Annotated in this window: 21 protein-coding genes; 8 read left to right on the top strand and 13 right to left on the bottom strand. The window is 41.3% G+C overall.

Annotated features, from left to right (window positions below; all coding sequences use genetic code 11):
* Positions 1-3 precede the first annotated feature (3 nt).
* Positions 4-1,332 (top strand): sensor histidine kinase, encoded by a 1,329-nt coding sequence (locus tag QWZ17_RS23205; protein ID WP_290307708.1) that lies wholly within the window; start codon positions 4-6, stop codon positions 1,330-1,332.
* 19 nt (positions 1,333-1,351) lie between these two features.
* Here QWZ17_RS23205 and QWZ17_RS23200 read toward each other — a convergent pair whose 3' ends face one another.
* The 4 genes from QWZ17_RS23200 to trxA form a co-directional block, all read right to left on the bottom strand.
* Complete coding sequence (locus QWZ17_RS23200) at positions 1,352-1,825, bottom strand: hypothetical protein (protein ID WP_290307707.1); 474 nt, start codon at positions 1,823-1,825, stop codon at positions 1,352-1,354.
* A complete protein-coding gene (locus QWZ17_RS23195; RefSeq protein ID WP_290307706.1) occupies positions 1,794-2,033 on the bottom strand; it encodes a hypothetical protein in 240 nt (79 codons plus the stop codon). The genes QWZ17_RS23200 and QWZ17_RS23195 overlap by 32 nt, the downstream gene beginning before the upstream one ends.
* Before the next feature lie 64 nt (positions 2,034-2,097).
* Entirely contained in the window at positions 2,098-3,018 is a 921-nt protein-coding gene (locus tag QWZ17_RS23190; protein ID WP_290307705.1) for a DUF58 domain-containing protein, read from the bottom strand.
* 105 nt (positions 3,019-3,123) lie between these two features.
* A complete protein-coding gene (gene trxA / locus QWZ17_RS23185; RefSeq protein ID WP_290307704.1) occupies positions 3,124-3,444 on the bottom strand; it encodes a thioredoxin in 321 nt (106 codons plus the stop codon).
* 198 nt (positions 3,445-3,642) lie between these two features.
* On the opposite strand from trxA, the gene QWZ17_RS23180 reads away from it, so the two are divergent.
* On the top strand, positions 3,643-4,635 hold the full coding sequence (locus tag QWZ17_RS23180) for a hypothetical protein (protein ID WP_290307703.1): 993 nt from the start codon (positions 3,643-3,645) through the stop codon (positions 4,633-4,635).
* A 22-nt stretch (positions 4,636-4,657) separates the two neighbouring features.
* On the opposite strand, the gene dnaE is transcribed toward QWZ17_RS23180, so the two are convergent.
* A complete protein-coding gene (gene dnaE / locus QWZ17_RS23175; protein WP_290307702.1) occupies positions 4,658-8,239 on the bottom strand; it encodes a DNA polymerase III subunit alpha in 3,582 nt (1,193 codons plus the stop codon).
* 227 nt (positions 8,240-8,466) lie between these two features.
* On the opposite strand from dnaE, the gene QWZ17_RS23170 reads away from it, so the two are divergent.
* The 3 genes from QWZ17_RS23170 (at position 8,467) to QWZ17_RS23160 (ending at position 16,541) form a co-directional block, all read left to right on the top strand.
* Positions 8,467-13,650, top strand: a complete 5,184-nt coding sequence (locus QWZ17_RS23170) for a translocation/assembly module TamB domain-containing protein (protein ID WP_290307701.1) — start codon at positions 8,467-8,469, stop codon at positions 13,648-13,650.
* A gap of 4 nt (positions 13,651-13,654) precedes the next feature.
* On the top strand, positions 13,655-15,940 hold the full coding sequence (gene tamL, locus QWZ17_RS23165) for a translocation and assembly module lipoprotein TamL (protein WP_290307700.1): 2,286 nt from the start codon (positions 13,655-13,657) through the stop codon (positions 15,938-15,940).
* Between the two features lie 148 nt (positions 15,941-16,088).
* Positions 16,089-16,541, top strand: a complete 453-nt coding sequence (locus QWZ17_RS23160; protein WP_290307699.1) for a retropepsin-like aspartic protease — start codon at positions 16,089-16,091, stop codon at positions 16,539-16,541.
* Between the two features lie 7 nt (positions 16,542-16,548).
* Here the strand turns inward: QWZ17_RS23160 and QWZ17_RS23155 are convergent, their stop codons facing one another.
* From QWZ17_RS23155 to QWZ17_RS23130, 6 genes are all read right to left on the bottom strand, one after another.
* Complete coding sequence (locus QWZ17_RS23155; protein ID WP_290307697.1) at positions 16,549-17,211, bottom strand: hypothetical protein; 663 nt, start codon at positions 17,209-17,211, stop codon at positions 16,549-16,551.
* 13 nt (positions 17,212-17,224) lie between these two features.
* Positions 17,225-17,914: a hypothetical protein gene (locus QWZ17_RS23150; RefSeq protein WP_290307696.1), complete on the bottom strand. Its 690-nt coding sequence runs from the start codon at positions 17,912-17,914 to the stop codon at positions 17,225-17,227.
* Positions 17,911-18,249, bottom strand: coding sequence for a PadR family transcriptional regulator (locus QWZ17_RS23145; RefSeq protein WP_290307695.1), 339 nt, complete (start codon positions 18,247-18,249; stop codon positions 17,911-17,913). Before QWZ17_RS23145 ends, QWZ17_RS23150 begins: the two co-directional genes overlap by 4 nt.
* 234 nt (positions 18,250-18,483) lie before the next feature.
* Positions 18,484-20,442, bottom strand: coding sequence for a DNA topoisomerase (ATP-hydrolyzing) subunit B (gene gyrB, locus QWZ17_RS23140; RefSeq protein WP_290307694.1), 1,959 nt, complete (start codon positions 20,440-20,442; stop codon positions 18,484-18,486).
* Positions 20,443-20,582: 140 nt separating this feature from the next.
* Complete coding sequence (locus QWZ17_RS23135; protein WP_290307693.1) at positions 20,583-21,320, bottom strand: hypothetical protein; 738 nt, start codon at positions 21,318-21,320, stop codon at positions 20,583-20,585.
* Positions 21,321-21,330: 10 nt separating this feature from the next.
* Positions 21,331-22,014, bottom strand: coding sequence for a hypothetical protein (locus QWZ17_RS23130; RefSeq protein WP_290307691.1), 684 nt, complete (start codon positions 22,012-22,014; stop codon positions 21,331-21,333).
* 473 nt (positions 22,015-22,487) lie between these two features.
* Between QWZ17_RS23130 and QWZ17_RS23125 the strand changes: the two genes are divergently transcribed.
* Both QWZ17_RS23125 and QWZ17_RS23120 read left to right on the top strand, forming a co-directional pair.
* Complete coding sequence (locus tag QWZ17_RS23125) at positions 22,488-23,084, top strand: OmpH/Skp family outer membrane protein (protein ID WP_290307690.1); 597 nt, start codon at positions 22,488-22,490, stop codon at positions 23,082-23,084.
* 138 nt (positions 23,085-23,222) lie between these two features.
* The gene (locus QWZ17_RS23120) at positions 23,223-23,702 is read left to right on the top strand and encodes a nucleoside deaminase (RefSeq protein ID WP_290307689.1); all 480 of its coding nucleotides are present in this window, start codon (positions 23,223-23,225) and stop codon (positions 23,700-23,702) included.
* A 33-nt stretch (positions 23,703-23,735) separates the two neighbouring features.
* On the opposite strand, the gene QWZ17_RS23115 is transcribed toward QWZ17_RS23120, so the two are convergent.
* Entirely contained in the window at positions 23,736-24,143 is a 408-nt protein-coding gene (locus tag QWZ17_RS23115) for an RNA-binding S4 domain-containing protein (RefSeq protein ID WP_290307688.1), read from the bottom strand.
* 114 nt (positions 24,144-24,257) lie between these two features.
* Complete coding sequence (locus QWZ17_RS23110; protein WP_290307687.1) at positions 24,258-24,467, bottom strand: hypothetical protein; 210 nt, start codon at positions 24,465-24,467, stop codon at positions 24,258-24,260.
* 279 nt (positions 24,468-24,746) lie between these two features.
* On the opposite strand from QWZ17_RS23110, the gene QWZ17_RS23105 reads away from it, so the two are divergent.
* Complete coding sequence (locus QWZ17_RS23105; protein WP_290307686.1) at positions 24,747-25,562, top strand: 2,3,4,5-tetrahydropyridine-2,6-dicarboxylate N-succinyltransferase; 816 nt, start codon at positions 24,747-24,749, stop codon at positions 25,560-25,562.
* Positions 25,563-25,613: the final 51 nt, after the last annotated feature.

Genomic DNA, 25,613 nt, shown 5'->3' with positions numbered 1-25,613 from the left:
TCGATGAAATTACAGGTAAAGCTGGCTGTTTATAATACTTTAACCAAGGTAGCAATTATCCTGTTTACGGGTTTACTGATCTTGCTTTCTATCGAAAAAATTTCCTACAACCACATGGAGTTGAGGTTGGAAAGCGATGAGCAGGCAACCCTAAATAACTTATCATCCAAAGAGATTAATGGATCTTTAACCACGCAAAAGGTTTATAAGGATAACAACATCCTTAATGAAGAATTTATCACCATAAAGCCTGTGGCCTACAAGGCGGTTTTAGCCCCAAACGGCAAGTTCACAACAGAACAACGCGAATTTAATCACATCACCAAAGACTATCGCGTTTTGTCGCACCGGTTTCATTATAACAACCAAACCTACATGCTGGAGATTGGTGTCGCTATTGAATCGGTAGAGGAACTGAAATCCATCATTAAAAAATTCACTATAGTAGTTCTGGTAATCGCATTGGTGCTCACCCTTATAAGCGATCTTATTTTTACCCGTTTTTTACTGGCCCCTCTTTACAGGATCATTGATCGTAAACTGATTAAGGTGAATGACCCAATGAACTTTGATTACGAAAAGATTAAAACCACCACCCAGGATTTTGAACTGTTAGATGATAGCATCAGTTCCCTGATGAAAAAGATTTCGAACCTGTTTATCCTCGAAAAGCAATTCATTGCCAATGTATCTCACGAGTTGCTTACCCCTATTTCCATTATTAGCTCCAGGTTAGAAAACATTCTGCTACAGGAAGAGTTAAGCGAAGCCAGCGAGAATAAGATGCATGCTTCGTTAAAAACCCTTAACCGGCTAAAGTCTATCATCAATAGTTTATTACTGATATCCAAAGTTGAAAACAACCAGTATGACAAAGCCGATATGGTGATGATAGCCGCTGTAGTTATGGAAATACAGGAAGAATTGGAAGATCGAATTGAAGAAAAGCGCCTTACGTTTACTAATAAACTCAAGTACATTTACACCATAAAAGGCAACCGCCCGCTGATACATACCTTGCTTTTTAACCTTATTAATAATGCTATAAAATATAATAACCTTAAAGGCAGTATTACCATTAATGACGAACTGAAAGAAGACACTTACACCATTAAAATTGCCGATACGGGTGCGGGCATGGATAAAAAGCAAATTGACAATGCCTTTAACCGTTTTGAAAAATTAGAAACCGACGAAAAAGAAAGCTACGGCTTGGGATTGGCAATAGTTAAAAGTATCACCGCTTTTCATAATATCAGGGTTGATATAAATTCTGTAAAAGGAGAAGGAACTACCGTGATGTTAGTATTTAATACCTCGGCTCAGGCTTAAAATGTATCAAATGAATAAGCTATTTTGAAACACCTGGTTGAATAAAACCTTTCCAGCTATCCGCAGTTGGGTCAAGCATATCCTCATCCCGTATCCAATAAATCAATGACTTTTTTTCTGGAATTGGTTGATATAATATTTTCGAAAATCCATCTTTCTTCGCTACAACTTTAACAAACTCATTCTTCACCAAATACGCCTTGCGCATTGTAAAGCCGCCACTGTTAAGTTGATAAACATGGGCTTTATCCGCCTTAATAAAGGTTAGTAACAGATAAGTGTTTGACATTACCAATGGGAAATAGCTTTTATCTGATTCATGACTTATATCAAACCCACAATCTAAAGGAGGTGTATCGGTTAGCACTATCTTCAACTTTTTATCAAAAAAAGAGAGTTTCCCTTTTGGGATATCACCTGGAAAATCGGGCAGCGTACTTATAATATCAAAATCTTTACCGTTAATAGATGTCCCTTTTATGGAAAAACACATTTTCCCGTAGATATCCTTTTACTTTCTCATCGTACTGTTCGTAATATTCATACCAACCGGTAACGTGGTTATTGCTTACCACAATAGTAAATTTACCAAAACTGGTCACATACTCGCCGCTTAACTTTGGTGGATCGATTTGGGCCTTTGCGCAATATGGGGCACTAAGTATTAAAAACACTAATGCAAACAAGATAACGTGTTTCATATGAAAAATTAAGCCAAGGCATTGGCCAATGATAATTTTAGGTTAAGATTAAATACAGTGACTATTACACCATTTTATTTCTTTTGGCCAGGTAAGTTTTTAATACCTCGTGGTAGCCGGCGTTAATGTCCACATCAACAAGGTCTATGTGATATTGGGCGCATTTGAGTTCAAGCTGATGGCGGTATTGGCTTAAAGCAGTTTGGTAAGCGTCACGTACTTTGCCGGGATGAACCTTTATTTCGGCACCGCTCTCCATATCAACAAAATGATGCGGGCGATTATCAAAATTAAAGTCGAGTTCCTTTTGTTTATCACTCACATTAAAGATCACCACTTCATGTTTGCTGAACTTCAAATGCTGAACAGCCGCAAACAATGATTGCAGCTTTTCGGGGTTGAGGCTATTCTCCAGCATATCGCTAAAAATAATCACCATTGATCGCTGGTGAATTTCATTGGCTACATGATGCAGTACCTGCGTGATATTGGTAACTGTATTTATTTTAGGATTGTTGTACGCTTTTTCTAACTCGGCATACAAATGAAAAAGATGGGTGGTGGTTGATTTGGCTGAACTGAGCCAATCTACCTTATCAGAAAAAAGGCAAAGCCCAAACGCGTCGCGCTGTTTTTTAAACAGGTGCATCAATGATGCTATGGCGTAGATGGAAAACTGCAGTTTGCTGATACCTTTTTCGGGAAAATTCATAGATGATGAAGTATCCAGCAACAGGTAACAGCGCAGATTGGTCTCCTCCTCAAATTGCTTTACAAACAGCTTATCTGTACGGGCCAGCAATTTCCAGTCAATATTTTTTACCGATTCACCGTTGTTATATAAACGATGTTCGGCAAATTCTACAGAAAAGCCATGAAAGGGGCTTTGGTGCAGGCCGGTTATAAAACCCTCAACCACCTGCCGGGCCAACAGTTCAAGATTGGCCAGTTGCCGTATTTGCTGATCGTTGTTTAACTTGGGCATAAGGCTAATATAGGGCATAAAAAAAGCGTTTCAAATTTGAAACGCTTTTTAATTAAAATATGGTTGATTAAGCTATTGATAAACTTAATTTATGCTTTCTGCTGGTTAAGCTAATTGCTTAACTAATTTATCAGTCAATACTGATTTTGGAACTGCACCAATTTGTTTATCCACAATTTCGCCATTTTTAAAGAATAATAAAGCAGGGATATTACGGATACCGAATTTCATTGATATACCTGGGTTGTTGTCAACGTTAACTTTACCAACAACAGCTTTGCCTTCGTATTCTTTTGCAATATCTTCAACTACCGGACCAACCATTCTACACGGACCACACCATTCTGCCCAAAAGTCAATAAGTACCGGTTTGTCTGATTTTAAGACCAACTCGTCAAAGTTTGCATCAGTTATTTCTAAAGCCATGATTTCTATTTTTTAAATTTTGTATTACAAATATATACTATTCAAATAGCTTGCCACAAGCCGCACCTGACAATGTGACAATTATATTGATATAAGTTATCCACTTAACGTTCGGGTGACTATGAGTTTTTAACACGGGTTACTTTTTGTTGTGTAACTATATTTAATTCTTAGATTTAAACCAAATAATAAACCTAAATGAAATATTTGTTATCACTTATCCTATTCGCAATATCAATGAGCGTTTTTGCAAACGGGAATACAAAAATCGATAGTTTAAAAATACTTATAAAACAAAATTCCGACCTTAACAACGAGATTCAAAAAAACAGAAATGAAATTGAATATACAAAGTCGTTGGTACAAGTAGGAAACGGAACTATATCAAATCAATTATCAAGTTCCCAAAGTACTCTGAGTGCCTTAAGTACAATTTTTAGTATAATTGGAATTCTTTTGGCGGTTGCTATACCATCAGTCGGTTGGTATATCACAAAATTAGCAAATCGAGTAACAAAAAATTTAGCTGAAGCTAATCAGATACTTCAAACACTAACAAAATTAAAAACAGAGGTAAAAGAAATTGAGGTATCAGTAAGTGAAACACAAAGTCTGATTCAAAATAATCTATCCGCCCTATATCAGTCTCTACAGGACGAAGAAATAACAGCAATTTTCAGAAGATTAGATGACGTACCAGAAGATATTGTGCACTTCTTTCCACAATTTACCACCATTAAATTCTCAAAAAACTATTTTCAAAACTTTAAAAAAATTCATTCAAGAGTAATTACGATGAATGAGCGAAGTGCAGACGCCACAATCGCTTTATTAGTACAACATTACCCCGTAGAGGCCGTAAATGATCCGGACTTAATAAACGAAATAATGCGCTACTCATTTACCGATGCATTCTATATGGATGAATTGCTATCATATCATAGAGCGATTTGTAATTTTATCAGTGGCAAGGATATAGATTTATATTCCGATTTATTTATAAAATCTGTTATCGTTGTAGATGGCAGTAAAAATAAACCTGAGATATTTTTTGAAAACATGCTCAAAATCTGGAATGAACTATTAAATTCAAACCATAAGCAAACGATTGTTGAAAAAATAAAAACAACTAATCAATGCAAATCTTTTAAATCATTAATTATAGATTGGGAAAAACTCATACTTGCGTAATAATTTAAGTATCTCAAGCCCCCTACCCCAACACCGGCTGCAAATTGGTGAGATTAAAAATCCCCTCTAACAAATCATCACTTGGATTTACCTTGAAGTTTTTGGATGATAACTCAACCTGCATAGCTTCCTCACGATTGTTGATTTTGAAGCGCAACTTGCAATTTTTCACCGGATATTTTTCGTTATTTTCGTTAATGATATGCTGTATGTCATCAAGCAACTTACTGTTAAGCATATTGACATCTATACAAACCGTTAATGATTTGGTAAGCTTATCGCGCATTTCTGAAAGCAAATCCATCACCAGAATACGCAGGTCCCAGTTATCTTTTTGACGGAATTTTTCTTCAATGCTGCCCTTGATATGTAAAAAATACCCCTCCATCATCATATTACGGAACTTCACGTAGTCGTCACCAAACAGGGCAAACTCGTACGATTCATTGTAATCTTCCAGTACAAAAGTGCCAAATGGCTTACCCGTTTTGGTTATTTTATGCTGTACGCTTGATACCAGGCCGCCAATACGGATTTCGCCACGCTTGCGAAAATCGTTAAACGCACCCATCACTTCTTCGCCCCCCTCACCCGATCGGGCTTTTTGCATCGTCTTTAAATCGCTGATGGTGCTATTGCAAAAGCGCTCTAACTCAATCTTATAGTTATCAAGCGGGTGCCCCGTAAGGTAAATCCCAATTACCGTTTTTTCATATTTCAGCTTTTCTATCAACGGCCATTCTTCGGCATCGGGCATGGTTGGCTCTGGTACATACGATGCTACAGAACTCCCAAATAATGACGACTGGGAACTGCTTTGCACATTCTGGTAATCATTGGCGTATTTAATAAGGCGTTCAACACCGGTAAGTATGCCAACATCGGTTTTGGCAAAGAACTGTGCACGGTTAAAACCAAAGCCATCAAACGCGCCGCCGTAAACCAAATTCTCGTACGATTTACGATTTACGCTACGCGTATTTGAGCGCCTTGCGAAGTCATAAACTGACACGTACGGACCGTTTACACGCTCCTCTATGATACTTTCTACAGCCTTATCACCCACTCCTTTTACACCTGTTAAACCAAAACGCACCTGGCCTTTTTTGTTTACCGCAAATGCCATGTCCGACTCGTTGATATCCGGTCCTAAAACTTCCACACCCATCCTACGGCACTCCTCCATAAAAAAGGTGATCTTTTCCATGTTGTTCTGGTTATTTAAAACCGCGGCCATATATTCTGACGGGTAGTGCGCTTTCAGATAAGCTGTTTGATAAGCCACAAAAGCATAACAGGTAGAGTGCGATTTATTGAAGGCGTACTGGGCAAAAGCTTTCCAATCCGTCCATATTTTTGTGAGTTTATCTTTAGGGTGGCCTTTGGCAACGGCGCCCTCCATAAACTGGGCCTCCATTTTGTTAAGTACCTCAATTTGCTTTTTACCCATGGCTTTACGCAAAACGTCGGCATCGCCTTTACTAAAGCCGGCCAGTTTTTGCGATAAAAGCATCACCTGTTCCTGGTATACGGTAATACCGTAGGTTTCACCCAGGTATTCCTCCATATCCTGCAAATCGAACACAATAGGTTCTCGCCCGTGTTTACGGCTGATAAAGTTCGGGATATACTCTATCGGGCCCGGTCGGTACAGGGCGTTCATGGCAATTAAATCCTCAAACTTATCGGGCTTTAACTCGCGCAGGTACATTTGCATACCATCACTTTCAAACTGGAAAGTGCCGTTGGTATCGCCCCGTTGGTAAAGCTCATATGTCTCTTTGTCATCAAGCGGGATGTAATCTATGTCAATCTGTACACCGTGGTTTTGCTTAATCATGCGCAGGGCATCCTTAATGATGGTCAAGGTTTTTAAACCCAAAAAGTCCATCTTAATTACGCCAGCATCCTCAATTACACGCCCGTCATATTGGGTAACTAATAAATCGGAGTCTTTAGCTACTGCAACGGGTACAATGTCTGTTAAATCGTAAGGAGCAATGATCAAACCGGCGGCGTGTACACCGGTGTTACGTACAGATCCTTCCAGCTTTTCGGCTTCGCGAAGTACCTGAGCGCGCAGGTCGTTTCCGTTCAGAATTTCTTTAAGCTCCGGAACCTGTTCAATGGCATCTTTCAGCGTGATACCTAAGGTTTCGGGCACCAGTTTTTTCATGCCGCTTACATCTGCAAGTGGCATATCCAATACCCTACCCACATCCTGGATACTGGTACGGGCAGCCATGGAGCCGTAGGTAATAATTTGCGCAACCTGGTTTTTACCATATTTATCAACCACATAGTCAATAACCCTTTGGCGGCCGGCATCGTCAAAATCCGTATCAATATCGGGCATTGATTTACGATCGGGATTCAGGAACCTCTCAAACAGGAGGTTGTACTTCATCGGATCGATATTGGTGATGCCGGTACAATAGGCCACCACCGATCCCGCCGCCGAACCACGACCCGGACCAATAAATACGCCCATATCGCGGCCTGCCCTGATAAAGTCGGCCACAATTAAAAAGTAACCCGCGAAACCCATTGTTTTAATGGTGAAAAGCTCAAAGTTGATGCGCTCTTCGGCCTCGGGCGAAATATCTTTATAACGTTCCTTGGCACCCATAAAGGTAAGGTGCTTCAGGTATTCCCACTGGTTCAGCGTATCGGCATCCCCGGTGTTGTGTATCTTAAATTCGGGCGGAATGATGTAGTTGGGCAGCAGGATATCGCGCTTAAGCTTCAGTACTTCTACCTTATCTACAATCTCGTTGGTGTTATCTAATGATTCGGGCAAATCATTAAACAGGTGGCTCATTTCCTGTTGCGTTTTAAAATAAAACTGATCATTAGGGAAACCAAACCGGTAGCCACGGCCACCTTCTTCATCGGTAGCTATGGGGGTACTTTGCATATCGCCCGTGTTTACGCAAAGCAAAATATCGTGCGCGTTTGAATCCTGCTGATCCACGTAATGCGAATCATTTGAGCAAATTACTTTTACATTAAACTTTTTAGCATACTCCAGTAATACCTTATTTACCACGTTTTGATCGGGGATATCATGGCGTTGCAGCTCAATATAAAAATCTTCACCAAACAGGTCGAGCCACCATTTAAACTCGGCTTCGGCCGCCTCGGGGGTATCCCTCAAAATAGCCTGCGGTACCGATGCACCAATGCAACAGGTTGTGGCAATTATCCCTTTATGGTGTTTTAAAATAAGCTCTTTATCAATACGGGGCCATTTACTGTACAGGCCTTCCATGTAGCCTAAAGAACAAAGCTTAACTAAGTTTCTATAGCCCTCGGGGTTTTTAGCCAGCATCAATTGATGGCGGCGCACGTCTTTTTTCTCTTTGGTAAAAGTTTTTTTATGCCTGTCTTCAACCACGTAAAACTCGCAGCCTACAATGGGTTTCACGTTGTGCTTACCGGCTTCGGCCACAAATTTAAATACCCCAAACATGTTACCATGATCGGTAATGGCCAGTGCTTTCATCCCATCTTTGGCGGCCTTTTTATAAAGCTTTGATATATCGGCAGCACCATCAAGTAATGAAAACTGGGTATGTACGTGTAAGTGAGAAAAATCTGGCATAGTTAATCCTTTTCAGCAAATCTTTTGTAGAAATACAAAGTTATCAAAAAACAACTTAGCGGTATTGGTTGTTGAAAAAACAAAGAAAAGAGCCTCACCCTGCCCTCTCCAAAGGAGAGGGTATGAAAAACTTTTTAAAGTCTCCCCTTTTGGGGGAGATTTAGAGGGGGCTATGCCTTTTGTTTAACTATATTTAATCGTCCTTCACCTTTGAAAAAACACTACAATTGAAAAAAATTATACGAATAACCCTCAAAACACTACTTTGGATACTGGCAAGTGTAGTTTTCCTGGTTATCCTTGTAGTAATTTTAATACAGGTTCCTGCTGTACAAAATTTTGCTAAAGATAAAGCGGTAACTTTTCTCCAAAATAAAATCCACACCAAAGTACAGATAGGGCACATCAGCCTTGGTTTACCTAAACTATTGGTTTTGGAGAATGTGTATTTTGAAGATCAAAAAAAAGACACCCTTATAGCCGGCGAAAAGCTGAAGGTTGATATCAGCATGCTTAAACTGCTACACAACCAGGTTGAGGTAAATGAAATTAATTTGCAAGGCATTACCGCCAATGTTAGCAGAGGGGCCGATAGCGTTTTCAACTTTGAGTACATTATTAAAGCCTTTGTAAGCCAGCAAAAAACACCGGTAAAACCTACAGATACTACCTCGACCATGAAGTTTTCTGTAGATAAGATTAACCTGGATAAAATCAATATTAAATATAAAGATTTGACTACCGGCAACGATGTAAAATTCCTGTTGGGCCATTTTGATACCCGCATTAAAGATTTTGATATGGATAAAATGAAATTTACCATACCCAAAATCACTTTATCTGATGTTGATGCTAAGATCATTCAAACCCCTTCAGGCTCATCAATAGCACAGGCTGCCAAGATTGATACGGCTGTGCAACCCCTGAATCTTGATTTAAACCTGGGCGTTATTGATGTATCAAAAATTAAGGTTGATTACAAAAGTAACGAGATGGCTGCCAACGTTAATCTTAATAAGTTTTTGGTGGAGATGGATAAGATAGACCTCAAACATCAAAAGGTAGGCATTAAAACCATCGAACTAAATGACACCAAAGCAGGCCTTAGTTTGGCTAAGCCTACTACAGTTGCCAAAGCTGTTGTAAAAACAGTAAGAAAGCTGGATACTTTGGTGGCTTCGCCGTCATCATCGTCGCGCTGGGAAGTTACACTGGGCAAAATCAATTTTAAAAACGATAATATTAAGTTTGATAATGAGGCACAGAAAGCCATTGCCAAAGGCGTTGATTTCGGGCATATGGACATCCGCAACCTGAATGCCGATGCCGAAAATATTTCTTACAACCCCGATACTATATCGGGCAAAATCAACAGTTTTACTTTCAGCGAGAAAAGCGGCTTAAAGATCAATAAATTTCATACAGCCTTCTTTTACGGGCCAACAAGCGCCTACATGAATGATCTGCTGTTGGAAACCCCACAAACTACATTACAAAAATCTGTACAGGTTAGGTACCCGTCTATCGCGGCCATCAGCAAAAACATTGGTTCGCTGGGTATCAACGCCAATTTAGATGGCAGCAAGTTAGGCTTAAAAGATATATTACTGCTGATGCCTACCATGGCTACCATGGAGCCATTTAAATCATCGCCGGGCAGTGTGTTTAAAATAAATGGCAAGGTGAGCGGACAGGTAAATAATCTTGATATCCCAAGCCTTGAAATTACCGGCTTAAGCAGTACCCACATTAAAGCATCGGCAAGACTAAAAGGTCTGCCAGATGTAAACAAGGCTTACTTTGATGTTACCATTAATGATTTTAACACCAGCCGGGCCGACATAGCTAAACTTGCCCCGGCAGGCAGCATCCCGCCAAATGTGAGCATCCCCGAAAACATGAACCTTAAGGGTAACTTTAAAGGCAGTATGTATACGTTTGATACCAAACTGGGGCTACGGTCAAGCTATGGCGCGGCAGATGTAATTGCCACCCTTAAAAACGGGCAAAACAAACAAAAGGCCAGTTATAAAGCCAATATTAAAGTTAACGACCTTAATGTGGGTGCGCTTACCAAACAACCGCAAATGGTAGGCAAAATTACGCTTACCGCCAATTTGGAAGGCTATGGCATCGACCCTAAAACGGCCAGTATTAAATTCAATGGCAATGTGGCCAAGGCTTATGTTAAGGGATATACTTACCAAAGCCTGGTAATGAAGGGCACATCAAATAACGGAGCTTACACCGCCGTTGCCCGTATGAAAGATCCTAACATTAATTTTAGTCTTGATGCCAAAGCCAACCTCAATAAAAAATATCCGGCTGTAAATGCTACGCTCACTGTAGACAGCATCAACCTTAAAAATCTCAATTTTGTTAAGGATGAGATGCGCTTTCACGGCAAGATAGTAGCCGATGTGCCTACTGCCGACCCGGATTACCTGAATGCCAACATCCAGGCTACCGATTTGCTGGTGGTTAATAAAGGGCAGCGCATAGCATTAGATACGGTAAGCCTGGCATCGACAGCCAATGCCGATAGCAGCACCCTGCGTTTGAAAACACCTATTATGACAGCCCATATGGCCGGCAAATACAAGCTTACCCAAATTGGCGATGCTGTGCAGGATGTAATTAATAAATACTTTAACACCGCCATAGCAGGCGGGCAACAGGTGGCCATTACTGCTAAAGATAGCAAAGGCAAAACCGTCAAAACGGGCAAAACCAAACCTGCGGTTGTTGCCAAATACTCGCCTCAGCAATTTGTGTTTGATGCCAAACTGGTTAAAACGCCGTTACTCACCCAGTTTGCACCCGACCTGAAACAGCTTGACCCGGTCTTATTAAAAGGCAGCTTTAACAGCGAAAGCGGCGAATTGGTTGTGAATGGATCAATCCCCAAAGTAGTTTATGGTACCAATACGGTTAACCACGGTACGCTTAACATCAACACTAACAACAACGCGCTTAATTATAACCTTTCTGTTGATGAGGTGAAAGTTGGTTCATCTGTCGATCTGCTTTATACCAGTATCTCCGGAGCGGCTCAAAACAACAAACTTGGCCTTAATGTGCAGATACGGGATAATACTAAAAAGGAACGTTTCCGGATAGCGGGCACCTTTAGCATTTTACCAAACCAATACCAGTTTAGCTTTAATCCCGATGGCTTGCTCCTTGATTATATGCCATGGGCAGTTAGTGCCGATAACTTTTTTCAATACGGACCAAAAGGTATCCTGGCGCATAACTTTACCATTACCAACACCAACCAGGTGCTGAGTGTTAACAGCAAAACCCAGGAATTTAACGCACCGTTAGATGTTAAATTCAACAACTTCCGCATTGACGCGCTCACCAAAATGGCCAAACAGGATAGCCTGCAAATTGGAGGTGTTTTAAACGGCGATGCCGAGGTGAGCAATTTTCAAACTTCTCCGGTATTTGAAGCCGCTATCAACATAAATGATTTTAGCTTTAAAGGCGATACCGTGGGCAACATAGCCCTCAAAGTAAACAACCAAACCGCCAATGCCTATAATGCCAATGTAAGCATCACTGGCAAAGGCAATCAGGTGGATTTAACAGGTACGTACTATACCAACCCCGAAAGCAGGTTTGATATGAACCTGAACATTGTTAGCCTGAACATGAAGAGCATAGAGGGCTTTAGCTTTGGCAGTATCCGCAATGCATCAGGTAATATAACGGGGCAGTTAAAAATATCGGGCACTACTACCGCTCCATCTGTACGGGGCGATGTAAACTTTAACAAGGTGGGCTTTAATGTGGCCATGCTTAATTCCTATTTCAGGATGCCTAAAGAAAGTATCACATTTAATGAAGAAGGTATCCGCTTTAACGATTTCACCCTGGTAGATTCTACCGATAATAAAGCGGTGATCAGCGGCAGCATCTACACCAAAACCTATACCGATTTCGCTTTCGGGATGGATATCAACGCATCTAACTTTAGGGCGGTAAACTCCACCCAGGCAGATAATAAATTATTTTACGGCAAACTTTACATAGATACCCGCATTAAGGTACGCGGCAATATGGATAAGCCGGTGGTTGATGCCAGCCTTACTGTGAACGATAAAACTGACATGACTTTTGTGCTGCCAACCGCCGACCCTGGTGTTGAAGACAGAAAAGGCGTTGTGGAATTTATTGACCAGAACGCGCCAAAACTCGATTCTATTTTATTGGCCCACCAGCTTGATTCGCTCAAAAAAACAAATGTGAAGGGGCTCGATCTGTCTGCCAATATTGTAGTAAGCAAAGAAGCCGCGTTTACCATTGTGGTTGATGAACGCAACGGTGACGTAGTGCACCTGAAAGGCGAAGCCAACCTGAACGGCGGCATTGACCCAAGCGGTAAAACAAATTTAACGGGTACCTACGTGGTTAATTCAGGCTCGTACAACCTGGCTTACGCCACCGTAAAACGTACGTTTAAATTTAAAAAAGGAAGCACCATTGTTTGGACGGGCGACCCAACCAGCGCCAATATAGATTTGACAGCAGTTTACGTTGCCAACGTACCTCCTATTGATTTGGTTGAAAATCAATTATCAGGTTCTGATAACTCCACAATGTACAAGCAAAAGCTGCCGTTTAACGTAAATCTTAATCTCAAAAATCAATTGTTAACACCGGATATCAGCTTTGATATTGTTTTGCCCGATAGCAGCTACACCGTATCATCTGATGTGATCAATACCGTTAACACCCGCCTTACCCAGATTAGGCAAGATCCTAATGAGCTAAATAAACAGGTGCTTGGCGTATTGGTATTGGGCCACTTTATTGGCGATAACCCATTACAAAGCCAGGGCGGCAGCGAAGGCATTGAAGGTGCCATCCGTAATAGCGTGAGTGGCTTACTTACAGATCAGCTAAATAAACTGGCAGGTAATTTAATCGAGGGTGTAGATCTCAATTTCGGTGTAACATCCGGGGAGGATTACTCATCGGGTACGGCCACAAACCGAACGGATTTAAATGTAGGGCTATCTAAACGATTCCTGAACGACAGGCTTACGGTTACCGTTGGTAACAACTTTAACCTGGAGGGCGCGCAGCAAGGTCAAAAAGCCACCAATATTGCCGGCGACGTATCTGTAGGTTATAAACTTAGTAAAGACGGGCGGTACACCTTACGCGCTTACCGTAAAGACGAGTTTATTGTGATACAAGGCCAGGTTGTTGAAACTGGTTTAGGATTTACACTTACTGTTGACTATAACCGTTTCCGTGAGATTTTCCGCAAACGCACCGAGCAGGAAAAGGAAATGCGCCGCAAATACAAACAGGAGCAAAAAGAAAAAGATAAAGCAAAAGAAGCTGCCGATAAAGCCGCTGAAGACAAAGCCAAAGCAGATAGCACCATTACACACTAAGCCCATGATTAAAAATTTAAGATATTTATTAGTATTGGCTGTTTTGCTGAATGCCTGCAGTAATACCAAATACCTTGCGCCCGGCCAAAAACTATACACCGGTGGCGAAGTAAAGATTACAGACAAAGACTCGCTTAAAAAAGGTGAAGCGGGCATCATCACATCAGATCTTACATCGCTGTTACGGCCATATCCCAACGGCTCAATTTTGGGCTTAAGGTTTAAACTGTATATCTATAACATCACCAAAACTAAAAAAACAAAAGGCCTTGCTCACTGGCTTAATACCAAATTTGGCGAACCGCCGGTATTGGCAAGCTCTGTAGACTTTGTTAAAAACGCCAACATATTGCAAAACAGGTTACAAAACGTAAGCTATTTTCAGGCACAGGTTACCGGCGATACGGTAAGCAAAGGCAAAACAGCTAAAGCCGTTTACACTGTGCAGATTGGCCCGGGATATAAAATAAGGAAAGTAATTTTCCCTACCGGTCATGAAAGTATTGATACCGCGGTTGCCGGCTCTGCGGCCAAAACCTTTTTAAAACCAGGCGATAAGTATAACCTGGATGTGATCAAAAACGAGCGCATCCGCATTGATGCGAAGCTAAAAGAGGAAGGCTTTTTCTTTTTCGCGCCTGAAGACCTGATCATGAAAGTTGACAGCACCATTGCCGGCCACCAGGTTGATATTTTTGTGAAAGTTAAAAACGACATTCCCGAGCGTGCACAGGAAATTTATACCATCCGTAATATTTATGTTTATCCAAGCTATTCGTTAACAGATACATCGTTGATGATGGATAAAGCCAAACCTTACCGCTGGTATAACGTGGTTGAAAAGCGAAAAACCATAAGCAGCTATGCTTTTGCAAATACCGTGCAATTGCACCCAAATGATGTTTATAACCGTACGGCGCATAATAACTCCTTAAACCGTTTTGTAAACCTGGGCCCATACAAGTTTGTTAAAAACCGCTTTGAAGATGTAACGCCCGATTCACCTAAGCTGGATGTGTATTATTTTTTAACACCATACAAAAAGAAATCGCTACAGTTTGAGATCCTCGGTCGTACCACATCTGCCAATTACACCGGTACGCAGGTAAACATAAGCTGGAAACACCGTAACGCCTTTATGGGTGCCGAAGCTTTAAGTGTAACCGCTTTTGGTAGCACCGATGTACAGGTGGGCGGCAGCAATAATGGCTACAACGTTTACCAGTTTGGTTTGCAAAGTACGCTGTCATGGCCGCGGTTTATCAGCCCCATATACCCAAAGGCCGATAATGCCTATATCCCGCATACTAATTTATCGCTGGGCTATACGGTGGTTAACCGGCAAAAGCTATACAATTTAAATTCGTACACGGCATCGTTTGGCTATAACTGGAAAGAAAACGCGCACAGAACGCATGAGCTCAACATTGTCAATTTTCAGTTTGTAAACCCATTAAGTGTTTCTCAATTGTATCTTGATAGTGTGCGTGGTGTGAAACATCCTGGTGTATTGCCCAACCCTGCTTTGAAGCACGTAATTGATAAGCAATTGATATTAGGACCAAGCTACGGATATACTTACACCAACACTACCGAGGATTACCGCACAAATACGGTGTATTACAATGGTAAAGTGAGCCTGTCAAACAACCTGTACGGCCTGATAACCGGTGCCGACACTACCGCCGGCAAAGTACGTAAGCTATTTGGCGCTACCTTTAATCAGTATGTAAAACTGGAAAACGAGATCAGGTACTTTCATAAAACCGGACCAAACAGCACATTTGCGTCAAGAGTAATTTTGGGTGTAGGTTTACCATACGGAAACTCTACCCAATTACCGTACAGCCAGCAGTTCTTTATCGGCGGACCAAACAGTTTACGTGGTTTCCAGGCCAGATCAATAGGGCCGGGTAGGTTTAACCCAATAGCAAACGTAGCGCGGGGTAATTTCCTGCCGGATGAATCGGGCGATATCAAATTGGAAGCCAATATTGAATACCGGCCAAAGTTGTTTAGCATTGTACGCGGTGCATTATTTGCCGATGCAGGTAACATTTGGCTGTACAATTCAAATGGTGGCCAACCAGGCGGTGCTTTCAGTAAAAACTTTGCGAAAGATATAGCTGTAGATGTTGGTTTTGGTTTACGCTTTGACATCACCGTGTTGGTTTTACGTACAGATTTAGGTATCCCGGTCCGTTCGCCCTACGCAACAGCCGGCGAGCCGCAATGGAATTTTGACTGGCACAGGAGCGTATTTAACCTGGCAATAGGATATCCGTTTTAATTAATTATTGAGTTATTGAATTACTGAATTATTGATTTTAGAATGCTGTTTTCCGAAGTTTATCAGATTACCGTGTAAATACGAGCAAAGCTTTTATAACTTGCCAATTCAATAAATCAATAATTCAGTAATTCAATAATTAGCTCACATGACCGTTCCGCTCCAAATCATTGATCTGCATGACGATGGTTATCATCCGCTTGTTGAAGTGATCTTATTTGGTAAAACATTTATTATGGTGTTGGATACCGGCGCGTCAAAAACAGCTTTTGATCAAGCCATTCTGGCCGAAGCAAGCACCGCAACTTCTATAACCGCCAGCGACAGGCTTTCAACGGGCCTGGGCACTAATAATATGGAATCATTTACGGCTACCATCAAAGGCATGCGCATTGGCAAATTTAAGATTGATGCTTTTGAAGTAGCCGTTTTAGATCTTTCCACCATCAACGTAGCTTATAGCCAAATGGGGCATCCGCAGGTATTGGGTGTTTTAGGGGGTGATATTTTGATGAAGTATAAAGCGGTTATTGATTACGGCAAACAGGTGATGAAACTAACCAGGCCTCGTGGTAAAAGCAAAACTAAAGCAATCATGTGATTGTATTTTAGCCGATCATCCTTACTTTAATCTCGTCTTTACTTAATTTAAAATAAGCCAGGAAATATAAAGTGTAAAACACTACGCCTACTGTTACCATAAGCGTACTGGGATGGTAAGCAGCATTATACACTCCATTTATAACAAATATCGCACCCACAGCGAAGAATACCCGCATTGGTAACATACTCAAATCGGCCATCATATTATCGCGGATTGATCTTTTTGTTTCGCCAAAAACGTAACCGGTATAAAAAAAACGTAAAGGGATAACAAAGTAAGGCAACAAAGCCATCCCCCAAAACATCCATCTAACGGTATGCGGGCTTAGTAAAGATTTATCAAAGATTAAATAAACACACACAGAAAACCCCAATACAAGCAGCAGGTGTGGAAACTTGAAAAATTCTGCAAAGTAACCAAACTGTTTATTACGCAATTCTTTCACCATCGCTTTTTTGCAACTCTTTTCCATAACAATAAGGTTGCTATGTCCGCCAAAGTCACGACGGATGATATCATTCACAGCATCCTGAAAAGAAACTGTATAGGGCCGTTCCTGCAAAGCGCTAACCATGTGATCGTAAACTTCCTCATAAGTTTCACGGTATAAAAACACTTTGCGCAGGTAGTGTTTCAATAATTCATCCTGGCGTGCATCTAATTTCATAGGGTAATATCGCTTAGGTTAAAGAGTTGGCAACCATCATTTCTTTGCAAAAACGGATCGCGGTTAGGTTAAGCAGCACAAATACCATTAGTATGGCTGTGACAACCGTTGTTGGTACGTGTTTAAAAAAACTCCAGTTATCATCCTTATTGGTAAATAACAATACAAACTGAGGCGCGTAGATCAGTAAATTTAATAAAGCTCCGGGAACATAGGCGCGGGTGACCATATGCCCTTTGATGAGTGATTGTTTGCCTTTGATGGTTTTTATTTTACCCGACAAAGAAAAATAGGTATACAACAAAGGCGAAAACGCTAACAAAAGACAGCCCGACATTAACGTAACTCTTACCATCTTAACATCAGGAAGTTTAAAACTTATCAAAATGGCTACCAGTGTAAAAACAAGCATTTGCCAGTTAAGGTAGTATCTAAAACTGGCGTTCCACAAGCGGCGCACGCTTTGCAAATAAATATCCTTTTGCCCGGTCGCCAGGTTTTCCAAACCAAAAAAGCCGCCAAAATGATCATCAACTACCTGCTGAAAAAGCCATTTGATATCCTGTTGATCGCCCGCTTTCCGTTTTTCTTCAATAGCGGTAATGATGTGATCAAGAATTTCGTTATAAATTTCCTGGTACTTGATGTCGTATATCTTCATCCGCTCATCAATCCAACTAAGCTCATCTTTTGTTAGCATCATTTTACAACTGGTTTAAGGTTCAACAATGCCTGCAACTGGTCAATAAAAGAGCGGGCCTCATCCAGCTTACTGGTAACTTCCTTCCCTCCTTCTTCGGTAAGGCGATAGTATTTGCGCACCCGGTTATCAACCACTTGGGTAAAAGTTTCCAGGAAACCGTCGGCCTCCAGCTTATGCAGAGCCGGGTAAAGGGCGCCCTCGGTAAGCATAATCTCGCCAGCAGTTACTTCCTTTACCTTTTGGGTAATTTCATAACCGTACATTTCGGCATTACCTTCCAGCAGTTTTAAAATGATGGTTTGGAGGGTACCTTTCAGCAATGGGTTTGTGCTCATAAATCAAATGTATAAATTATTTATATACATAACAAAATTATGTATATAAATTTAAAAGCTTCATTTTGCAGCCACAAAAAAGCCCCGCTTGTTAAAGCAGGGCTTGAATATTTTGCCTGAACATGGATTATCAGATTTAAAGATTAACAGGGTTTTTCATTTTCAAATCTTCAAATTATCAAATAATCCCCACATCTGCACATCTGAAATCCGCACATCTGCATATCTAAAATCCTATGTATCTATCTTAGCGTATTTAGCGTTCCGCTCAATAAACTCGCGGCGAGGGGCTACTTCGTCGCCCATCAGCATGCTAAAGGTATGATCACACTCGGCAGCGTTTTCGATGGTGGCACGTTTCAGGGTACGGGTTGCGGGATTCATGGTGGTATCCCAAAGCTGGATGTCGTTCATCTCGCCCAAACCTTTGTAACGTTGTACGTGTACGCTATCTTCTTTACCGGCACCTTTAAGGCGTTGTATAGCGGCATCGCGTTGTACATCGTTCCAGCAGTATTCAAACTCTTTACCTTTTTTAACCTGGTATAACGGCGGCGAAGCGATATACACATAACCAGCCTCAACCAACTCCTTCATATAACGGAAAAAGAAAGTTAAGATCAGCGTAGTAATGTGCGAACCGTCCACGTCGGCATCCGTCATGATGATGATTTTGTGGTAACGCAGTTTCGTTAAATTTAGCGCTTTATCATCCTCAGGTGTACCGCGGCTTACGCCCAGGCCGGTAAACATGTTCTTGATCTCTTCGTTTTCGTAAATTTTGTGCTCCATGGCTTTCTCCACGTTCAGGATTTTACCACGTAAAGGTAAAATAGCCTGGTACTCGCGGTCGCGGCCCTGTTTGGCGGTACCACCCGCCGAGTCACCTTCCACAAGGTATAACTCGCAAAGGGTTGGATCATTATTAGCACAATCAGATAGCTTACCTGGCAGGCCAGAACCCGTCATTACGCTTTTGCGCTGTACCAATTCGCGAGCCTTACGGGCAGCGGCACGGGCAGTAGCCGCAAGGATCACCTTGTTTACAATCAGCTTGGCTTCCTTAGGGTTTTCTTCTAAAAAGTTACCTAAAATTTCGCCTACAGCCATATCTACAGCGCCCATCACCTCGTTGTTACCCAATTTGGTTTTGGTTTGGCCTTCAAACTGTGGCTCCTGTACTTTTACAGATACAACGGCAGTTAACCCCTCGCGGAAGTCATCACCGGTGATCTCTACCTTCATATTCTTAAGCAAGCCCGATTTATCGGCATATGCTTTAAGGGTACGGGTAAGTCCGCGACGGAAACCAGCTACGTGGGTACCACCCTCGATAGTATTGATGTTATTTACGTACGAGAATACATTCTCTGAATAAGTATCGTTGTACTGGAAAGCCAGCTCAACCGGGATACCATTCTTTATACCATCAAGGTAAATAGGCTCCGGAATAATTGAGGCGCGGGTGCCATCCAGGAACTTCACAAACTCGCGCAAGCCGCCTTCAGAGTAAAACTCCTCAGAAAGGAAGCTACCATCCTCATTAGGCATACGCTCATCAGTTAAAGTAAGGCGGATACCTTTATTTAAAAAGGCAAGCTCGCGTAACCTACCGGCAAGGGTTTCATATTTATATTCGGTAGTAAACTGGAAGATCTCCGGATCGGGCTGAAAAGTTTGTGTGGTACCGGTACGGTCTGATACGCCAATTTCTTTAACATCAAACAGCGGCTTACCACGCTCATACTCCTGTGTAAAAATTTTCCCTTCGCGGTAAACAACAGTTTTTACATGGGTTGATAGCGCGTTAACGCAACTTACACCCACACCGTGCAAACCACCGGATACCTTGTAAGTATCTTTATCAAACTTACCGCCAGCGTGTAAAACGGTCATTACTATTTCAAGCGCCGATTTACCTTCTTTGGTGTTAATACCAGTAGGGATACCACGGCCATTATCAACAACTGTAATGGAATTTCCCGGGTGTATGGTAACGTTTATAGTATCGCAGTAACCGGCAAGGGCTTCGTCAATAGAGTTATCGACAACCTCATATACCAAATGGTGCAAACCTTTTACGCCTGTATCACCAATGTACATGGACGGACGCTTACGCACCGCCTCTAAACCCTCTAAAACCTGTATATTATCTGCTGAATAATTGGATTTTTCCTGATTTTCTTCGCTCATATTTATTTAGTAGAACAACCTTCAAAATTAAACATTTTACCCCGTAACTACGAATGTTTGTGGATAAAAATGCAAGCGTTGGTAACTTAAAGCTACTTGTATAAGTATTTGAAAATCCGGCCAAATGCCTGCCTATCTTACTAAAAATCTTTACAGGCATCCCCCATATCAACCTTCACATCGTAATTGGTTTCATCTATGAGTTGCGTTTGAGTGTAGCTTTTGCCACCGTATATAAGCTGAAAATCGTAAGTTTTACCTTTTTGAAGCGTGGTTACGGTTATGCTACCTTTTTCCATATAGCCCAGGTATTGGTACGCGGCATTGGTGCCGGTTTCCCTGTAAAACAGGTACATGCTCGGGCGTATCTCTACGTCTTTCCGGCTGGCGCAGGTACCAGTAAAATTAAGGCTTACCGACTCATAAACCGGTTGTGGTTTTGATACCGGCGGCGCGGTAACTGTTCCACCAGTTTTAACCATGCTTACATTGATGATCTGTTGCTTTTGATCGGCAGTAAACGTTACCGATTTTGTTGTGGTATTATAGCCGGGAGCGCTAATCTGAATATTGCAGCTTGCGGTTTTATCAGCTGTAGGCGCGGCGTCAGGGTCGGGACCAATGGTAATGATACCGTTGGTTAGTTTAAATTGCTTTTTACCAGATATTTCGTAGATATCATTGGCATCGGCACCGCTAACGGTTAATGTGGCATTTGCAGGCGCGCTTACGCCGTTGGCAGCATCAGTTACCTGTATTAGTGCTGTATACTTAATTATATCTGTATCAACCACTACTTTTAAATTATCGGTAGGCTTTTTACAACCCGCAAGGGCTATCAATGCCACAAACAATAGTTTCTGGATCTTGCTCATCATGAGTATATGCTTAGAGTTTGAAATTGAAGTTTAACTGAAGTACCGGTAAAAAACGGTAATCTTTTAAATTGCGCTGAAGCTGCGCCGACTGTGATGAATTACCGGCCAATAAACCTGTGCCGACAATGTTAGCATCCGGGCGTCTTAAATAATAGCTACCCAAATCAAAATTGATATTAAACGCGTGATTAGGAAAGGCTTTAAGTAAGCCAAAACCCAGGTACGGCGCAACGCCTTTCCAGTTAACGCGCATGTTAAGATTACCTGCATCGGCCGCGGGTACAACAATGTCACCGTAAGAGTAATCGCTTTTGGGCTGCATTTGCAAATTACCATTGGCGTTCATAAAATAGGCTGCGCCACCTACCAGCCTAAATCCGTGAGCGTTTGCAAAGGGCGTAAAATCGGCGAGTAAATGTACGTTTGAAAACGAAGCCGACACCCTGGAGGTGGAATTAAAACCCGAAACGTTAACAGCGTTATTTGCAGATAATGGGATAAAATTAGCCCCCAGCCTTAGCGCCGTTTTGGCATTTATCCCATAACCAAATTCGGCACCAACGCCCTGGCTGCCCATGTTAATACGTAAGGATTTTTGATTAAGATCGGGCCCATACATCGGGATTTCCTGTGCTCTTACGTCTTTAATAAACAAGACAACCAATGCTAAAAAAACCAAAAATACTTTTTTCATCAAAATTTCAATTAGGGGTAAACGGCACAAAAAAGCCTTAACAAAAAACATACATTCAGTTAATATAAATTACCATAGAGATAATAAATAAACCAAAGAGAAATAAAGCGACTTCTACGCAGGGATTGCAAAAAAGTTGCCGATTTGAGATAAGTAGCTTCAATTCCTCCTGCAAATAGCTTAAACGCGTAAAGAATTGAAAATTTGACAATAAAACAGGGGTTTAAATGTTGTTTAAACAAACACGTTCAGCTTAATCAATACTTTAAATTATTCACACAGGGGAAATAGTTGTGCAAGTGGGGAAATGGCTATACAAACACTATTGTTATTTTCCTATTTCAGGCAAATTAAGTATGCTTTGGATGATTTTAAAACCTATGCGGTTGTTTATGTTAATCTGCACATCAAATTAGGATACTTGCAATGAAAGTTTATCTTTGTCAAACTTTTTTAAATTTTTTATTGAGATAATGAAAACAAGGGCTTCAATTTTAACAGCATTCACATTTGGAATTATACTTACAGGTAGCCTGGCAGCCTGTAATCAAAATAAAACTGCCGATAAACCGGCTGCTACAACTGCCACCACAGTTGACAGTAAAGAAACCATAGTTTATATCAACTCAGATACTTTATTAAGTAAATACGAGTATACTAAGGATATGAACAAACGTTTAGAAGAAAAAGGTAAAGCTTCACAAAGCGACCTGCAGGCAAAAGGCCAGGCTTTTCAGCGTGAAGTTGCTGAATACCAAAAAGGCGCGGCTACTTTGCCGGCCGATCAGCGCCAGGCTACTGAGCAACGCTTACAACGTAAACAACAGGAATTACAAGGCTACCAGCAAAACGCTACTGCCGAATTTCAAAACCTGCAAGGAACAGAAAGCGCAAAACAATACGACAAAATAGCCGACTTTGCCAAAGCATACGCTAAAGAAAAAGGTTATAAATTGGTATTGTTATACTCAAAAGCAAACCCAACCGTATTATATGGCGATCCATCTTTAGATGTTACTGCCGATGTAATCAAAAGATTAAACGACGCTTACGCTAAGGAGAAAAAATAATATTGCAGATATGCAGATATGCAGATTTCAAATGTGCAGATGTGCAAATGAAATTCTGAAAATTTTAAAATTCTGAAAATTCTGATTCAGACAAAATAAAACCTCAACTTCGGTTGAGGTTTTTTAATTTAGAGAACTATGGAAAACACGGCACACGAAAAATTTATGCGTATAGCTATTGAGCTATCAGAATATAATGTAAAGCAGGGAATGGGCGGTCCTTTTGGTGCGGTGATAGTTAAGGACGGGATGATTTTGGCCCGCAGTGCCAACCGTGTAGTACCAACCAATGATCCTACGGCCCATGCTGAAGTTTCGGTTATTCGTCTGGCTTGCCAGGAGCTGGGCACCTATGACCTATCGGGCTGTGAAATTTATACCAGTTGCGAACCCTGCCCCATGTGCCTTGGTGCCATTTACTGGGCCCGTATTGATAAAGTTTATTACGCCAATACCAAAGCCGATGCAGCCGCCATAGGTTTTGACGACCACGCCATATACGATGAGCTGGAAAGCCCCATGCATAACAGGAAACTCCCCTTTACGCAACTGCTGCGGGATGAAGCGTTACCAGCTTTCAAACTTTGGGAAACCGAGGAAAATAAGACAAAGTATTAATTTGAGAATTTGAAGATTTAAAAATCTTCAAATTCAATCCTCATCCTCCGTTTCAAAAAAATTATCTTTTAAATCGTCAATTTCCCTACGGTCGGCTTTTGTTGGGCGGCCGGTACCACGATCCCGTTTTAATATCGGCGCGTGAAACATCGATTTAAAGGCCTGGGTTTGTTCAACAGGAGTAACATCAAGGTAATAGTCAACCGCTTTTTTGGCATCTACCCTGTTTTCAAGCAAACCGGTAACCCGTATTACCTTTCGGTCGGGTCCTTTTGATACCTGGTAGGTATCACCAATTTTCACTTCGTATGATGGTTTTATATTTTTGGTATCTAACTTCACTCGTCCGGCTTTACAGGCGTCAGAAGCCAGGGTACGGGTTTTAAAAACCCTGATAGCCCACAGGTACTTATCTATTCTTAATTTTTCTTTTTCGGGCATAGTTAAAGATCATTCAATTTTGAGCAAAGTAAATCTGCTACGCAAAATTAATGATTTACCCGTGCTTTGAATATTTTAATGCCGAAAATGAACCTGCCCCGCTTTATGCAATTTCTATTGCTTATCCAGCCAGGCCTGTAAATCTTTTTTGATGTATTTGTGGTACAGGTATTCTGCATAGCCAACACTAAAGTAATCGGGGAATTTCCAGGTTGGATAATAATTTTTTTTGATCCATTTAAGGAAACTGAAAAAAACGATGCCCAAAATCAGCAATGAGGAGATTGCCAACAGAACAACGCAGAAGATAGCCATAGCATTCATGATCGGGGGAATTAGGTTGAGAACTAATGTGGTTTTGTAAAGCAATTATACACATAAAATTTACTATAATGCAATATACATAGCTAAAAATCAGTGCAATTAGCTTAAAAAGCAATCAAAAACTATGTTCAGCACAACACTATTTCCTTTTTCAATTACTTTGCCACCATCAAATACATTTATAATTAAAAATGTATACAAACCTTACGCAAACACATTCTCCTAAATTCAAGTAATTCTCCCTAAAATTCCTTTAATTTGCCAAAAGTTATTTCACCAATGCAAGATCTTAAAAAACTTATTGAAGATGCCTGGGAAGACAGGAATCTGCTAAACTATAATGAGTATGTTACTGCCATTGAAACCGTTGTTGAACGTTTAGATAAAGGCGAATTACGCGTGGCAGAGCTGATTGGCTCACGCTGGCATGTGAATGAGTGGGTAAAGAAAGCGGTTATTCTTTATTTCCCTACCCGCCAAATGAAAGAAGTTAAAGTTGGCCCGTTTGTTTTTCATGATAAAATGGAGTTAAAAACCGATTATAAGGCAACCGGCGTACGTGTGGTACCTCATGCTATAGCCCGTTATGGCGCCCATTTAGCTAAAGGTGTTATTATGATGCCATCGTACGTAAACATTGGCGCTTATGTTGATGAAGGTACCATGGTTGATACCTGGGCAACCGTAGGCTCGTGCGCGCAAATTGGCAAACACGTTCACCTTAGCGGTGGTGTTGGTATTGGCGGTGTATTGGAGCCGTTACAAGCTGCACCTGTTATTATTGAAGATAACTGCTTTTTAGGGTCAAGAGCTATTGTTGTTGAAGGTGTGCACCTGGAACGCGAGGTTGTGTTAGGCGCTAATGTGGTTTTAACCGCGTCAACTAAAATTATTGATGTTACGCAATCAACCCCGGTTGAATATAAAGGCCGTGTTCCTGCCCGTTCGGTAGTGATCCCTGGCTCATATACCAAAAAATTTGCTGCCGGCGAATACCAGGTGCCTTGTGCCCTCATCATTGGCACCCGCAAAGAATCAACCGACAAAAAAACCTCCCTGAACGATGCTTTAAGGGAAAATAACGTAGCGGTTTAATTTAGACTTGAGATGTGAGATATGAGATGTAAGACAGCTGCAAAACGCCGT

The sequence above is a fragment of the Mucilaginibacter flavus genome, assembly GCF_030409315.1.
GTDB classification, from domain to species: domain Bacteria; phylum Bacteroidota; class Bacteroidia; order Sphingobacteriales; family Sphingobacteriaceae; genus Mucilaginibacter; species Mucilaginibacter flavus.
Note: the sequence above shows the minus strand (reverse complement) of the source record. Positions and strands in the feature narration are given on the sequence as shown.

What these genes read in the sequence shown, in the direction of transcription:
- QWZ17_RS23205 (WP_290307708.1), top strand. Translation starts at nt 4, where the DNA reads ATGAAATTACAGGTAAAGCTGGCTGTTTATAATACTTTAACCAAGGTA.
- QWZ17_RS23200 (WP_290307707.1), bottom strand. Translation starts at nt 1,825, where the DNA reads ATGTGTTTTTCCATAAAAGGGACATCTATTAACGGTAAAGATTTTGAT.
- QWZ17_RS23195 (WP_290307706.1), bottom strand. Translation starts at nt 2,033, where the DNA reads ATGAAACACGTTATCTTGTTTGCATTAGTGTTTTTAATACTTAGTGCC.
- QWZ17_RS23190 (WP_290307705.1), bottom strand. Translation starts at nt 3,018, where the DNA reads ATGCCCAAGTTAAACAACGATCAGCAAATACGGCAACTGGCCAATCTT.
- trxA (WP_290307704.1), bottom strand. Translation starts at nt 3,444, where the DNA reads ATGGCTTTAGAAATAACTGATGCAAACTTTGACGAGTTGGTCTTAAAA.
- QWZ17_RS23180 (WP_290307703.1), top strand. Translation starts at nt 3,643, where the DNA reads ATGAAATATTTGTTATCACTTATCCTATTCGCAATATCAATGAGCGTT.
- dnaE (WP_290307702.1), bottom strand. Translation starts at nt 8,239, where the DNA reads ATGCCAGATTTTTCTCACTTACACGTACATACCCAGTTTTCATTACTT.
- tamL (WP_290307700.1), top strand. Translation starts at nt 13,655, where the DNA reads ATGATTAAAAATTTAAGATATTTATTAGTATTGGCTGTTTTGCTGAAT.
- QWZ17_RS23160 (WP_290307699.1), top strand. Translation starts at nt 16,089, where the DNA reads ATGACCGTTCCGCTCCAAATCATTGATCTGCATGACGATGGTTATCAT.
- QWZ17_RS23155 (WP_290307697.1), bottom strand. Translation starts at nt 17,211, where the DNA reads ATGAAATTAGATGCACGCCAGGATGAATTATTGAAACACTACCTGCGC.
- QWZ17_RS23150 (WP_290307696.1), bottom strand. Translation starts at nt 17,914, where the DNA reads ATGATGCTAACAAAAGATGAGCTTAGTTGGATTGATGAGCGGATGAAG.
- QWZ17_RS23145 (WP_290307695.1), bottom strand. Translation starts at nt 18,249, where the DNA reads ATGAGCACAAACCCATTGCTGAAAGGTACCCTCCAAACCATCATTTTA.
- gyrB (WP_290307694.1), bottom strand. Translation starts at nt 20,442, where the DNA reads ATGAGCGAAGAAAATCAGGAAAAATCCAATTATTCAGCAGATAATATA.
- QWZ17_RS23135 (WP_290307693.1), bottom strand. Translation starts at nt 21,320, where the DNA reads ATGATGAGCAAGATCCAGAAACTATTGTTTGTGGCATTGATAGCCCTT.
- QWZ17_RS23130 (WP_290307691.1), bottom strand. Translation starts at nt 22,014, where the DNA reads ATGAAAAAAGTATTTTTGGTTTTTTTAGCATTGGTTGTCTTGTTTATT.
- QWZ17_RS23125 (WP_290307690.1), top strand. Translation starts at nt 22,488, where the DNA reads ATGAAAACAAGGGCTTCAATTTTAACAGCATTCACATTTGGAATTATA.
- QWZ17_RS23120 (WP_290307689.1), top strand. Translation starts at nt 23,223, where the DNA reads ATGGAAAACACGGCACACGAAAAATTTATGCGTATAGCTATTGAGCTA.
- QWZ17_RS23115 (WP_290307688.1), bottom strand. Translation starts at nt 24,143, where the DNA reads ATGCCCGAAAAAGAAAAATTAAGAATAGATAAGTACCTGTGGGCTATC.
- QWZ17_RS23110 (WP_290307687.1), bottom strand. Translation starts at nt 24,467, where the DNA reads ATGAATGCTATGGCTATCTTCTGCGTTGTTCTGTTGGCAATCTCCTCA.
- QWZ17_RS23105 (WP_290307686.1), top strand. Translation starts at nt 24,747, where the DNA reads ATGCAAGATCTTAAAAAACTTATTGAAGATGCCTGGGAAGACAGGAAT.